The organism is Nitrospirota bacterium (genome assembly GCA_030645475.1).
In the GTDB taxonomy this organism is placed as follows: Bacteria; Nitrospirota; Nitrospiria; order Nitrospirales; family Nitrospiraceae; genus Palsa-1315.
In genome coordinates, this window is record JAUSMA010000068.1 from 1 (window position 1) to 13,167 (window position 13,167).

Genomic DNA, 13,167 nt, shown 5'->3' on the forward strand with positions numbered 1-13,167 from the left:
TGAAACCAAACATGTCGATCAGTTCGGACGGGTTCGGATTCGATTCCCCTGGAGAAACCCGTCGCATTCCACACAGACCGATCCAGGAGACAGCGGGTTTGTGCGAGTCGCGCAGATCGCGACGGGTGTCGGAAGTGCAGCCCTGTGGTTGCCGGATATCGGGGATGAAGTCGCCATCGCCTTCGAACATGGCGATCCGAATCGTCCTGTGATCATCGGCAGTCTGTATAACGGGAAGGACATGCCCCCTGTTGGCCTTCCCGCCAATAAACATCTCTCCCTGCTGCGTGCGCAATCGTCAAGCGGCCAGAAAGCGGAAATCATCTTTGACGCGACGGCAGGGCACGAACGGCTCGTCCTAGAATCAGGCGCACAAATGCTGACCCTCGGCACGAGCGGTCTGACGATGGCGGGATCTTCGGTCGCATTGTCGTCCGGCACGTCGCTTCAGTTGCAGGCAGGCGCCGACTTGGTCCAACAAGTCGGACGGAATATGGTGGTGGAAGCCGGCAAGGACATGCTGCTCAAAGCCGGACAGAACTTCGCGCTCACCAGTCAACGGAACGCGCAGTTTACGGTCGGAGACAATGCCGTTATCGTGACGGGAAAGTCACTGACGACTCAATCCGGTGCCATGCTCAAATTCGTCGCAGCAGACACGGGAACCATCCAGGTTGGACAAGGCCTGCTGACCATCCAACGTGACGGGAACATCGAGATTGCCGGAAGCAACATCGCCGTCAAATCCAGCGGAAATTTAGTGATGAAGGGTTCGAAAATCACCCAGAACTAGGCCTGCATGCCGATGACCTATCTGTCGAGAGGGAGAGGGTTTTCAAACCCGTATCCCTCTCGAACAGACGGTCTGACCCGATCAGCGCATCCGTCAGCAAGCAGAACCGCACGTCAAGGTGAGATCGTACTTGGCCAGGAAACGTTTCGGATCTCTACCTCATGCACAATAATGAATCCGTCTCGCCTCAGTTCATCACGACTATTCCGCAAGAGTATTAGAACGGTTTGTTATTGATCACATCCCAGCCTGTTCTGGCAGGAGAGGGAGACAACGAGCCGTTGGGCATTTGCTTAAAATACAGCCACTCAATTTTGGCAAATCCCAGCTTGACCGACTCGACTGGAGGACTCGCGCTATTATTATGGCCTGCTGCAGCGTAGGCTTTGACGGTCACATCGCTAAGGATGACTCTCAGATAGACTTGCTGTTGGCTTCCCACCGGTTTTTGAAACTCCAGAATGGCGGTCTGGAAATGCCGGCCATCGGCCGCAGCCAAGGCCAGCAGAGGTGAGGCAAGATCGAACACCTTTGTGAACACGAGAGGGTCGAACGGAGCCTTTGTAACATGACTCCATGAGGCGGAGTCCACCTCGATCCAATTGGCATGTGGCACTTGAGTCGCCTCACCGGGCACTCCTTGTATAAAAAGAAACATGTCCGTTGCTGCATAGCTCCGATCGATCTGGATGATCGACAAGAGCGCACTGGCCATAACTACGAGCATCCATTTCTTCATCGTCCTATCACCTCTTCAAACCATAAGAAGATTACAGGCCCTATTTTTTTCGCAACGAATCAACGGGATTGGCAGCATCACAGAATCGTTATATTGAAGCTTTCGCAGTACATATCGACTTGCACCTGTCCAGGCCTTTCTGCGCCAACATTGATCGGTTCCGGTGCATAGCGAACGATGCCCAGGCCGGCGAGTTGGACCGAGGCCAGGACTACTTTTAAGGTCGGGTCAAGCCATTCCAGCAGACCGGCCAGTTCGCCGCCTGGCCTACCTTTTACGACCGTGTCATCGAACCAAGTGTAGAAGGGGCCTGCATCGGCCTCCGGCAGCGTGAGGCGAACGATTGAACAATCGAGTACGCCGGGAGCCGATTGCTTGAGCCGGTCTTGACCGACCGCGCTCCCTGCAACAGGACGTTTCGCGACGATCGACTCGACCTTACCAATGCGCACACAGGCCTTCTCAAGCCCCTGCACGTTGAAACGGAAATTACTGTTCAGCAGCCTCTTTGATTTTGCCGCTATCCCTGAAAGTTTTTTCCCTTTACTCCCGGCCAAGCGCGTTGTCTGCGGGGTGATTCGAAGCGTGAGTGCCGCCAGCTTCTTGCCGTCGCTGGCGTCCGCAGCTGGCAACGCTACTTCCGTCAAGACGGCATTGAAGAATTCGAGCCGTTTGACCTCAGTGAAATTGATGTCCGCGTACACGACCGCGCCGTTTCTAGGGGTCGAGCCTTTTGTGAGCGTCTCTGTGATCCAGCTCATCAAGGCTTTCGCATCGCCATCCAGCCGCACTTCGATGACGAGGTCCTCAAACTTAACCGGTCCCGGCCGCTTTCGCTGAATCGCATCCGGGCCCACGGCCTCCACCAGAATATCGGCAAAGGCGTTCCCGCCCTGCACGGCTTCTATAAACCCAGCCGGCGCTCCATCCAACTCCAGCGCAATATTCACCCCGGAGAAAGTACGTGCGACGGCTGCCTCTGCCGTGCCCCCCCAGCTTCCAATGAATTTCGGGAGCCCCAGCAACATGGCTCCACCGGTGGCGAGGCTGACGGTGCGAAACAGGTCACGACGAGAGAGGTTTGGGACGATACGGTCAGATGACGACTTGTCCGAGGCCATAATGAAGACTCCTTTCGATACGTGAATACGCGACAGCACGATTCGATCTCTCTGCTCCATCAGTCGTTCAGTCAGGCACCAAGGTTTATCTAGCGCGAGATCTCTATTGCGCTGAACCAGTGCTCGCGAATCAACCGGAGACGGTCTTAGTTCCCCAGGATCGTCGGACTACCGGTGATAATCTGGCCGGTCGATGAACCAGGGATCATTTGCACTTGACTACCCACGGTCGCGAGCGCCTTTGTCCCTCCGTTCAGCAAAATCATCGACCCTTTCAGATCGAGGGGGGCCGACGCCTGCACCAGAGTTCCCGCCCCGCTTCGGAGTGAGAGACTCGCTCCGGTTTGGACTGAAGTATTACCCCCAGTTGAGACGGACAGATTTACGCCGGTCCTCACGTCCACATTCGAGCCCGCACGCAGCGCCACGCTATTTTGAGCCTCGATGGTGACCGTGGGGCCTTGCAGTTTCACTCCACTCGGTGTCACCTGGACAGCGGTCTGTAGCATCGCGAGCTGTGCCTGAAGCATGCTGACCTGCTGTTGGAGAAATCCCACTTGCTGCTCAATGGACAATTGCCCTCTCGCAGCCCCAGCCGATCCGCCAGCCGCTGCTGCTCCTCCTCCAGCAGCGGCCCCTCCACCGGCACTGGCTGCTCCACCGGCCGAAGCCCCGCCAGCAGTAGCGGCTGCCCCACTCGCGCCACCGGCTGCCGCTCCCCCAACCGCAGTGCTCCCGCCCCTCGTAGCGCCTGTGAGAGGAGGAGCAGATTGTATCTGAGGGAAGATCGGCACCGCGCGATCGGTCACTTCTTCCGCCGCCCATGCAAAATGGCAGTGAAGTGAGAACAGTACCGCCAGCGTCAACAGAAGTGCTCTCATGAATAGACTCCCCTCACTTCGCGTTGCATCAACATTGTTCCCCTGACTGATGCACAATCCATGAATCAGGGTCGTTGGGCATTTTGACCATGGCCACACTCTGCGACGGTTCGAGGAACTCGTTCCCATCTGTACCTTCTACTGCCGTGGCATCACTTTGGGCGTGAACCCTCCTGGAAGCGTCATGGCTGGAGCTGGAGCAGGCGCTGGCTGCCCTTGTGGAGGAGCCATGGGTGAAGGAGGTGGCGCTGACTGCGTGGTGACGATCCCACCTTGGGCCAACGTGAGACGCTCGCAGTACATCTCGACTTTCACCTTCCGGATGGCCTCTGCATTTGACTCCTGCTTCACCGGGGCAAAGCTGAATATTCCCAAATTGCTGAAGTTCACGGTTAACAGGACCTCTTTGAGATCTGGCGCCAGCAGCTCCAGGACACCCGGCCGTTCGCGGTCCTGACCGTTGTTGCCTTTGACCACAAAATCATCGAACCACCCATAGAACGGACCGGCCTGAGATTCAGACAGGAACAGGACAAGGTTGGGGAACTCAATCTTGGCCGGTTCCTTTTGATAGTTGCGTAGCTCCCCCACCTGATCCTGTACGATGGTTTGTTTGAACACCAGCGCCTCGATCTTGCTGACATATCTGCAGGCATCCTCAAGGCCTTGAATTCGAATCCTGAAATTATTTGGGGTCCAGGCCTTTTGTTGCTTCGAAGCGACCGCACCGATCACGTTCCCGCCTTTGCCGGCCGTCGGCGCGGTAAATTCCGGGGCGAACTTGACCGTCAGGAGACCTGCCTCCTTTGAAGCCGCATCGCAGGCAGGAAGGCCAATCTCCGTGATTAAGGCATTGCTGAATTGTAACCGGCTCCGCTCCACGCGATTGAAGTCGGCTGTAACAATTGCGCCGTTTTTTCTGACATGAGACCCGTTCAGTTCGGCAGCGATCCAGTCAAAGAGCGGTTTAGGCATCACTGGATTGCATTGGATGGCAATATCTTGGTACTTGATCGAGGCAAGATGCTTTGACGGAAAGAGAGACGTGCCCAACTGCTGCACCACGACATCGCCTTTCGCAAAACCTCCGTCGGCCGTTTTCAGGAAATCGACGAACTGGCCATCGAGTTCCAGCGCAATAGTCCCAGAGGAATATGCTCGTGAATCGACCGCCGCCTGCGCCACGGTGCGAAAACCGGGAATGCTCATGAGAGCCATCCCGCCAGCCAGCAATCCAGCCTGGGTGAGAAAATCTCGCCGTGATGGTGATGGATGGAGCCCGGATTCTGTCTCGGCATCATTCTGCTTGTCGTTCATACGTGACTCCTTAATAGAGGTTGCTAAAACTCGTTCCCCTGAGTCTCAAGGCCCTTGAGCCCTCACGTCTCAATGTTGCTTGCCTGTGTGTCGCGCTGCCGGCATGGGAGGTTCAACCGGCTTCCGCAGAAGTGTAGAAGCCGACTCTGGGCTTGTCAACGCGGGTCATCGACATCTATTGTGAGCGCTGAAGTGCGGACCACTGGCATGGAATAGTACAACGAATCTAGGAGCGCGATGAATGCAGACACAGGATGTCGGTAGGGTGGAAGCAGGACCGGCGATCTCCAATATCGGGGTGGCCGACGCACTACACAAACAGGCAAAGGCAGGACTCATGTCGCCCTAGGTCTGATGATCAGCCCCCATTTGACCAACGCCACCAAGGCGCGCACGCCGTCCTTCCACGTAACTTTCTTTCCCTCGCGATATGTGCGGCCCGTGTAGGTGATCGGAATCTCATACACGCGATAACCGTACCGAAAGAGTTTCATCGTGATCTCGACCTCGATGTCGAAAGTCGAGGATCTGAGCTCCAGCGACTTCAATGTATCGGTACGCAGCATTTTGAACCCAGTCTCCATGTCCGTCAGGATTCCAGACGTCAGGAGATTGCAGATGAATGTCAAAAGCCGGTTACCGAGGTAATGCCAGAAAAAAAACGCACGGTGCGGGCCCAAGAACCGGGAGCCATAGACGGCATCAGCATACCCTTGCTCAATGAGCCGGAGTGCGACCGGATAATCTTCCGGGTGATACTCGAGGTCGGCATCCTGAATCATCACGACATCTCCGCTGGCCTCTGCGATCGCGGTCCTGAGCGCCGCGCCTTTCCCCATGTTTCGAGGATGAAAGCAGCAGCGTAGTGACTCCGGATACTTCTCCTGCAATTGCTCTGCAATGTGGCGGCTTCCGTCCGTCGACCCGTCGTCCACGATAATGATTTCATGCGGTTTGGCGACGCGCATGACACACTCCACGATCGTGTGGAGCGTCTGCCGCTCGTTATGGACGGGGATCAGGACGGATAAACGCATGCAGCCTGTCTTGCGCGTGATGAATTACAGTCAGACCGGTCAAGGAAGGTGCCTTGGCATTCCGGGCCTCCTGCCAGAACAAAGCAGGAGGCCCGGAACCCAGGAATAGCACATGCTCTCTTCTAGTTGGGCTGTTTCCCTTCCGTCGGAACCTCGATTTCCTCTGTTGCACCGGCATCAGTACCGGCTTCCTTCTCGATGCCGCGCGGCATCACTCCGCCCAATCCAGGCAGCGAGGGGGCGAGCCGGCCCATCGCCGGCGGAAGGACGAGCTGGCCAGGAAGCTTGCCTGGTATCGGTCCCCGCTCCGGGGTCTCAATAATCGTCTTGCGCAACTGGTCCAGGTTTTGTCCTCTGAGAAGAAAGCCCACTCCACCCTGGGACATGGGCTCAAGCTTACCGTCTGGTCGAATCAGCAAACGCGTGCTGGGAGAAAGTAGAGAGTGAGTGGCCACCGGCTGACCCTTCATTTTCACCAGTGGGCCTTCCCGCAGGAACATCAGATAATGCTCACCCGGTTGATACTGGGGGTCATCGTGAATATTGACGGTATTCGCCACGAATGGGAATATTTGTACCGGAGGATCTATTCCACCCTTAGGTTTGGGAGGAGCCTCTTTCATAGAGGGCGGAGCTTGAAACCCGGACGGCATGCCGAGGGTATGGAATACCCGTATCTCCTGCGCCTGCTCTCCTTTCATCCTTCCTGTGGTATTGAGGGTCACGACTTCTACCGCGATTCGATTCACTCCGCCTGGTTCGCCCGGCGCGTCGAGAACGATATCGTCGGCCCGTTCCGCCTTGGTCACCTGTGCTTCGACAATGTCTCTGGCGAGGCCTTTGGCTTCTGCGATGTCTCGAGGATCATAGGCCCAAGCGGCGGTGATGGTCGGTGGAGCATAGAGATAGGTGTTGATCGCGATCTGGGCGAGGAACCCCACGCCTAGGACGGCGATCGCCGAAAATAAGATTCGATTCAGTTGCTGGTTGTTCATGGTCTTCGTTCCTCCTTCTTCATCACACCTTGAGGCACAACTAAGTCCAGGACCTCGGTCAGTATTTGGCGTTCACATCGGCCCAATTGTGGGGGGAGGTGAAATTACTACTCGGACTGTAGTAGCCCTTTGCCATACAGTCACCCGTGGCGCTGTGGTCCAGTCCGAACGTGTGACCCACTTCCTGACAGAAGACGCCCTGTGCGCTCGCCGAAGACCAACTGTAGTAGGTGTTGAGGGTGGCATGGGCATGGGTGATCTTGCACCAGCACCAGAGGTGCCACCAGTCGAAATCGGAACTCACGATCGTGGCAAGCCCACCCCAACCGGTGGCGCCGGCGTTCGCTCCATACACACTCACATCGGTGTGGGAACCAGCGAGCGGCAGGCTCAGATCGGTATGAGAATCCCAATCAGCAATGGCGTTTCTTGCCTCGGTCTGATTGCTGCCATACACCCACAAATTTAGCCTGCTCTTGTCCCAATGCCAGCTTCCCCAGTTATGGGCCTGTAAGGCCTGAATGTTGACCATGCCAAGACCCAGCACAATCACGGCTAACAAAACCGTCTTCACAATTTGCTTCATGGCTTCCCCTCCTCGTTTGCGTCCCAGGCTCCTTGTGTGCCACGAGACTCAGATCCCGGTGATACTGATCAACCCGGCCATGCCGGCGGCTTCACTTACCCTCACCTCCCTTCGTTAAATGGCCCTCTTTTTCGCCCGCAACCTGAGGGCCGAGCGCGGCATTGAGCGTCTCTGTCACGTTCTGACTGACTCCCACATACAGGACAAGCAGCTTTCCTTTCTTGAAGAAATGGGGCGGCTCGACCCACCCGATTCGGGTGTTACCGACTGTTGAGCCGTCAGGGGAAATCTTCGCCACCGCGGTTTTCAACGCTGTTTCGTTCGCGTACTCAAAAGTCTGGACGTCGTTGCCATCGATGCTCACGAACTGACCCGGGACTGACAGGAACGGCTGCGTGATGGTCCCCTTGGACTCGACTACATGACCGAGCTTTTTCAACTCCGCGACGAATGCTGCGCGATCCGGCTGTGAGCTACTCCCCTCCGTATTCGAGTCTTGGGATCCTAGACAGGCTGTCCCGCTGGCGATGACGATCAACACCAGGGCTCGCAACAGAGTCAGGCACCAGATTATTCGAGACATGATATGCCGTGCTCCGGGTGCCCTGTACTATCTCTGCAGGTTTGCGCGCTGACTCCCCGTGCGCTAGTGAGTCGTTCTGGAGAGCGAACTGGTTCATCCCAGGACGTAGAATGGGCAAGTTGAGAGAAGACGGAAAGGCTGGTGAGCTGGGGACCGACATACGGTTCACGCTTGCTGTACCTGTGAGGCATGAACAAGCCATTCTGAACCATAATTTGAACCTTCATTCCTCATCGGCTGAACCGATGAATTCCGAGGGTAAATTACTCATATGCGGTTTCCTCAAAGAAGTCAAACTTGAATAGAGCGAGCCTATGACGAGCCCTTTGGAGTTGCTGGCCCTGGGGACGTGGAAGAGCATTCCCGGTCTGGCAGGTCGAGACGAAAAATGGCGACGGCCTCGTCACGGTAACTGAGCTGAAGGAACCTATCAAAGCGTTGGATCTGCTCGTTGTGCCCGGCCAACCAGGATTGGTCAATCACCACCGTGTTCACGCGCAGGTTTTGGGCCATCATGCACAAGAGGACCTGGTTCGGAAAATCGCGAGCCATATCTAACTGGAACCGAAGGTACCCAGGGGGGAAAAACCCGGAATATCCGTTCACTATCGGCTTTTTATGATCGATCTGCGCAAAGAGGCGCCAGGTCTCGATCTCGTACTGAGAGACATGCTGGCCTGCTGGGAACGGAATATGAGCCACGATGGTCGCGGCCGGTTTCGTCTTGAGCCACGCGGTCCATTCCGTGCGAGGCGTCGCGGGTATGTGAATCAACGGGACTGGGACCGCAAGGTTTTCCGCGAAGGCCAGGATTCCGACCGTCAGTGCCAAGAGCTTTCCGCTCGCTCCGGGACGCCACTCAGCAAGACGGGAGAGGGCGATGGCAGCCAGCAGGCAGAGACCCAACTGGGTGAGAATCGCGAACCGGAAGGGGCTCCGCAGTTGGTCAAAGCCCGGCACGACATTCCGCAGAGTCCAAAATGGGTGCCAGTTTCCAATCTCGAGATGTAAGCCAAGGGCAAGGAGAAAGGAACCGATGACCATCGCTCCCAAGAGGATAGTCCAGCGACGTTGCGCTCCCTGTTGCAGGCTTGAGGCGAACCCGAAGCCGGCCAGAATGAGGACCAATAGGCCGGGAAAGAGTCCCCCACTGTCTCGATCCGGCGATTCTCGTGGAGGAATGGACAGGAGGGCCGTGGCAGGACGAGTGACGAAATCAGATGGCTTTGCTGAGAGGGCCAAGACAAGCGCAAAGGGGCGTTCGAAGTTCAGATTTCGGTGTAGCGATAAAATCGGAACCATCAGCACGGCGAGGAGGGTGACGGCACCCAACAGAGCGACCATCACGTGGATGACCGCACGCCGCTCACTGCGAACAGCCCATAGAGTCAGCAGTCCGGCTATACCGACGAAGGGAGCGCTCAAGAGTGCCAGTTGCTGAGAGGTCAGGCATTGGACGATATAGCCGGCCGATGCCCACCAAGCATGCCGGACATGTCGTGTGTGGGAGAAACGCACCAAGCCGTCGAGGGCCCAAAGCAGACCGAACAGCGGCAAGACCGGAAGCACTCCAAGCACCTTCGCCACAAAGGGCAACGCGACAACCAGCAGGCTGCCGAGGATGGCAGTAAAGGCAGGCTGAGACAGTGCACGAAGGATACGAAAGGCAAACAGGCCGTTGAGGGTCAGGATCAAGAGCAACGCCACGTTGTAGATCAACGCTGGCGGGATATCGAGCCACCATAAGGGCGAGACCAGAAACCCTACGAATGTCTGTGGTTCGGAGTAGCTGAAGGTTCCCGGGTTCGGATAGAAAATGGGGGCATTCCAATACGAGCTGAACCCTTGCCCAATCCGGTCTGCCGTCCACCAGAGTGTCCACAGGTTGAAGATGGGAACCGTGGCTTCCGGCTCAGTGCCGAGCGGAATCGCTGATGACACATGCCAGGCTAGAGGCCACGTCACAGCGATGGCGCCGAGCAGGCACACCATCGGTGCTATGACGGACCACTTCAGTCCGGTTTGCCCAGGGGATAGCGGCGTGGCATCGTCAAGGTTCGGTTTATGATTCGGCATACCAATGTTGGAATATTGCGGCATGAAGACAGACTATTCGGGCCGCATGGACACGATTCGATCGTGAGCTAATGACATTATGCTGGGGCAACGAGTAGCGCCCTAGCCCCAAGAGCTGAAAATTGGCCTATTGTCTCGTTATCCACTCTGACTACCGTAGTCGTGCCGATGCTTCAGCGAGTTCACGCACGCTGACGTTATAGTGCTCAATGGCCAGGCGAGTATCTTTGATATAGGACTCGGCCAGGAACAGGATCGCCTCTTTCTGAAGATTATCGACCAGCGGAGCAAACAGACCTACGATGTTCAATCCCCTCGCGCTCTGAAATTGGAACATCGCGCTACCCCTCATGTGATGAACGTACTCATTGTCAAAATGATCAAGGACTCTATAGCTGTTGAGTCGTCAGTTCGTAAGAATAGTTGACCCATTATCGTGAAAATGGCTTTTGCATGCCCGCCGGGGGCAGGGTCTGTCCCAGTGGGTTTAGGGGCTGCATTGATTTTGGTACCACAGGGAAATTGGGGACGAGTTTGGCATCCCGACAGCCATCAAAGCCATTGCTGGGCGGAAAGGGGTCATTCGGACAGATCCCAATTCCTCGTGCGAGATTCTGAGGGCCCAATGCCGACACTAATCCCGGAGTCAGAGGCCCCTGGAAGATTTTGTTGAAGACCGACTGACGAAGCTCCGGATCCCGCCAGAATCTAAGTCCGCTTTTCCCCGGTTCACTCCCGTCGTATCCGAAGATTCGCGGGGCGCATGGTTGCTTGGCTGAACAATTGATCGGCGTTCTTCTTGGCAGGAGCGGAGCAAGTTTTTGCCACTGGTGGTCTCCGTCGATACTCCTCACGGCACCGATGAGAATTTCACCGGCCGGTGCCTGGATATCGTAGGGTTTGAGCGGAGGAGGAGATGCGGTCCGCGCCATTCTTAGCTCACGGAAACCAGTGGCGGGCGTGAGGGTTAAACGGTTCAAATCACCACCGTCCAACAACACGAGCTTGGCCATCGTGAAGGCATTCTGAAGTGCGGCAAAGCTACGGAGATCGACTAGCGATTTGTCTGCATGGAGCTGTCCGTCGTTTAGAGGCGAAAAACCCATGTCCTGGTAAAGCAAATCGGTAAAACGAGTGGGGAACGTCGCCAGATGCTTGCCGGAGATGTCGTCGGCGAATTCTGCATCGATCTCAGGGCTTGTCGGTTCCTTCATGCGGAGGTTGACGATTGATCTCGCATAACCGGCGATGGCACCGTTGTCGATCCGAATCGTTGCCGACACCATCTTTGCGGCTTCGGGCACGATTTGTTGGACAGCTCGGTTCGCCAGCCTGTCGAGTTCTTCCAGCGCGTCCCTGACAGGTCTGGGGATCAGGGCATTTTGAAGGAGTTGTTTGATTTGGTCGGAAGCGGTGAGGTAACTGGACCGGGCTTTTTGACAGACCGGAGCGATCTGCGTGAGTACCGGTAATCCAAATGTGGGACCCCAGCAGGTGACCCACTCCTTCAGCGGCTCCGTGATATCTCCTCCGGGAGACAATCTTCTTCCGGGAGGACGCATCAATTCTTTTGAGGTATCTTCCCAGGCCAGGATATACGCATCGACGGAATCTTCGATCCCTTCCTGCCAGGTAGTGACGCCCCCATCGATAACGTTCAGCGACTGGTCTCGTACTTGTCTAATGGCAATGCGGGCTGCTTTCTCAGTATCCGCATTACGGAGGGCCCGTTCCTGGTCTGCCTGTAGGCGATCCCGCTTACCTTTCTCCCGATTGTAATCATTCCTGGCGGACGTCAGTGCGTTGTTTGCCGCACGCATCGCGTTTTGTGCGAACTGAATGGCCGCTTTTGCCGGAGGCGGCCAATTGTTGATGTCGTCTCCGAGGTTGAACGTCCGTCTGGTGTCCCGAATGGCCCGATCCAGCGCGGCGGCCGCATCGGTCACCACGCGTTCAGCCTGCTTGAACAGATCGTAGGCGGTCGAATAGGCCTGGCCGGTCAGTCTCAACGCCCTGTCGGCCGCGTCGAACGCCGCCTCGGCATCGCGTACTTTGCGATCGGCGTCCAGGGCCGCCGTATTGACCAGGGTACGGAGAGGCTGCACGCGCGAACGGATTTCGCCGACTTCCGCCCAGTACACATACATTGCGAAAAGGTGGAGGGTGGATAGTTCGCGCGCATACTGATTCGCCACATGGGAATTGAGGATCAAGGTGCTGCGGACAAAGTCTACGGGAGCGGTGAGCCTCGAAAGCTCGTCTGTAGACGGGGTCGTTACGCTCAAGGGATTGCGAAGTTTGTTTCGCAGTTGCACCACAGCCAGTTCCTGCGTCAATTCAATCGGAGCGGCGAAGATGCCTTGGTGGGTCCGTTTGACGAAGGTTTCGATCGCCATGTGACGGAACTCCACCTCCTGCTCATCCATCAATGAAAATACGTCACCGGAATAGAGATTGACGTAGGAGTGCGCCCACATGTCCATAGCTGCATGCGTCAGGTAGCCATAGGCAAACGCAAGCTCGCGTTGACGAGTCCTCGGGGATACGCCCGATGCTAACGGAAGCATGGCGCGCGACCGTACCCATTGGAGCCAATCGTCCGTACCCCAAAGAGGTCCCTGTAGATGCCGTCCTGTCATTGCCAGGACATTCTTTGCAAGAGGCAGAATGTCCTTCGGATCGCGCGGAGTAGCCTCCAATCCTGGGTGCGTGGTCATTTGTCCTGCCACCATGTCCGGATAGGTGTCCGGGCCGAGGACGCCGATGAGATAGTCTCCCGGCTTGTCCTTGATGGCCTGGTACAAACCTGGCGGGATTGAGTAGCTCGATTTCGATGGGATGCTGACCGACCCATTGGTTGCCCCGAGTTCTTTGACGACCTCTTTTGCCAGCCAGTAGTGGGTCTCAAGTTTCCAGGCGTATGAGGGTGAACCGGCAAGGGCACTGAGAAGCACCATCCCGATCAAGACGCGTGTTGTCATAGTTGTGGCTCCCTCAGGTAGTCATTTGCGGCGCATCTCGCATATCGAGTCAGCGCTC

The 13,167-nt window shown here is 56.5% G+C and carries 12 protein-coding genes; 1 reads left to right on the forward strand and 11 read right to left on the reverse strand.

The window, feature by feature from the left end; genetic code table 11:
• Positions 1-793: phage baseplate assembly protein V (locus tag Q7U76_14350; protein ID MDO8357565.1), on the forward strand; the 793-nt coding region annotated here is incomplete at its 5' end.
• 217 nt (positions 794-1,010) lie between these two features.
• Here the strand turns inward: Q7U76_14350 and Q7U76_14355 are convergent.
• The 11 genes from Q7U76_14355 to Q7U76_14405 form a co-directional block, all read right to left on the reverse strand.
• The gene (locus Q7U76_14355; GenBank protein ID MDO8357566.1) at positions 1,011-1,532 is read right to left on the reverse strand and encodes a type VI secretion system tube protein Hcp; all 522 of its coding nucleotides are present in this window, start codon (positions 1,530-1,532) and stop codon (positions 1,011-1,013) included.
• A 77-nt stretch (positions 1,533-1,609) separates the two neighbouring features.
• Complete coding sequence (locus tag Q7U76_14360; GenBank protein ID MDO8357567.1) at positions 1,610-2,653, reverse strand: phage tail protein; 1,044 nt, start codon at positions 2,651-2,653, stop codon at positions 1,610-1,612.
• Between the two features lie 146 nt (positions 2,654-2,799).
• Positions 2,800-3,534 (reverse strand): hypothetical protein, encoded by a 735-nt coding sequence (locus Q7U76_14365; protein ID MDO8357568.1) that lies wholly within the window; start codon positions 3,532-3,534, stop codon positions 2,800-2,802.
• A 138-nt stretch (positions 3,535-3,672) separates the two neighbouring features.
• On the reverse strand, positions 3,673-4,851 hold the full coding sequence (locus Q7U76_14370; GenBank protein ID MDO8357569.1) for a hypothetical protein: 1,179 nt from the start codon (positions 4,849-4,851) through the stop codon (positions 3,673-3,675).
• A gap of 335 nt (positions 4,852-5,186) precedes the next feature.
• Positions 5,187-5,888, reverse strand: coding sequence for a glycosyltransferase family 2 protein (locus Q7U76_14375; protein ID MDO8357570.1), 702 nt, complete (start codon positions 5,886-5,888; stop codon positions 5,187-5,189).
• Between the two features lie 122 nt (positions 5,889-6,010).
• Positions 6,011-6,883: a hypothetical protein gene (locus Q7U76_14380; protein ID MDO8357571.1), complete on the reverse strand. Its 873-nt coding sequence runs from the start codon at positions 6,881-6,883 to the stop codon at positions 6,011-6,013.
• A gap of 58 nt (positions 6,884-6,941) precedes the next feature.
• Complete coding sequence (locus Q7U76_14385) at positions 6,942-7,469, reverse strand: M66 family metalloprotease (GenBank protein MDO8357572.1); 528 nt, start codon at positions 7,467-7,469, stop codon at positions 6,942-6,944.
• Positions 7,470-7,560: 91 nt separating this feature from the next.
• On the reverse strand, positions 7,561-8,052 hold the full coding sequence (locus tag Q7U76_14390; protein ID MDO8357573.1) for a hypothetical protein: 492 nt from the start codon (positions 8,050-8,052) through the stop codon (positions 7,561-7,563).
• A gap of 312 nt (positions 8,053-8,364) precedes the next feature.
• Complete coding sequence (locus Q7U76_14395; protein MDO8357574.1) at positions 8,365-10,128, reverse strand: hypothetical protein; 1,764 nt, start codon at positions 10,126-10,128, stop codon at positions 8,365-8,367.
• Positions 10,129-10,279: 151 nt separating this feature from the next.
• Positions 10,280-10,465 carry a hypothetical protein gene (locus tag Q7U76_14400; GenBank protein MDO8357575.1) on the reverse strand — a complete coding sequence of 62 codons (186 nt, stop codon included), beginning with the start codon at positions 10,463-10,465 and terminating at the stop codon, positions 10,280-10,282.
• 94 nt (positions 10,466-10,559) lie between these two features.
• Complete coding sequence (locus tag Q7U76_14405) at positions 10,560-13,109, reverse strand: hypothetical protein (protein MDO8357576.1); 2,550 nt, start codon at positions 13,107-13,109, stop codon at positions 10,560-10,562.
• Positions 13,110-13,167 lie beyond the last annotated feature (58 nt).

Bases quoted from the DNA above. Each gene is read 5' to 3' on its own strand.
- Q7U76_14355 (MDO8357566.1), bottom strand. From the start codon at position 1,532: ATGAAGAAATGGATGCTCGTAGTTATGGCCAGTGCGCTCTTGTCGATC.
- Q7U76_14360 (MDO8357567.1), bottom strand. From the start codon at position 2,653: ATGGCCTCGGACAAGTCGTCATCTGACCGTATCGTCCCAAACCTCTCT.
- Q7U76_14365 (MDO8357568.1), bottom strand. From the start codon at position 3,534: ATGAGAGCACTTCTGTTGACGCTGGCGGTACTGTTCTCACTTCACTGC.
- Q7U76_14370 (MDO8357569.1), bottom strand. From the start codon at position 4,851: ATGAACGACAAGCAGAATGATGCCGAGACAGAATCCGGGCTCCATCCA.
- Q7U76_14375 (MDO8357570.1), bottom strand. From the start codon at position 5,888: ATGCGTTTATCCGTCCTGATCCCCGTCCATAACGAGCGGCAGACGCTC.
- Q7U76_14380 (MDO8357571.1), bottom strand. From the start codon at position 6,883: ATGAACAACCAGCAACTGAATCGAATCTTATTTTCGGCGATCGCCGTC.
- Q7U76_14385 (MDO8357572.1), bottom strand. From the start codon at position 7,469: ATGAAGCAAATTGTGAAGACGGTTTTGTTAGCCGTGATTGTGCTGGGT.
- Q7U76_14390 (MDO8357573.1), bottom strand. From the start codon at position 8,052: ATGTCTCGAATAATCTGGTGCCTGACTCTGTTGCGAGCCCTGGTGTTG.
- Q7U76_14395 (MDO8357574.1), bottom strand. From the start codon at position 10,128: ATGCCGAATCATAAACCGAACCTTGACGATGCCACGCCGCTATCCCCT.
- Q7U76_14400 (MDO8357575.1), bottom strand. From the start codon at position 10,465: ATGTTCCAATTTCAGAGCGCGAGGGGATTGAACATCGTAGGTCTGTTT.
- Q7U76_14405 (MDO8357576.1), bottom strand. From the start codon at position 13,109: ATGACAACACGCGTCTTGATCGGGATGGTGCTTCTCAGTGCCCTTGCC.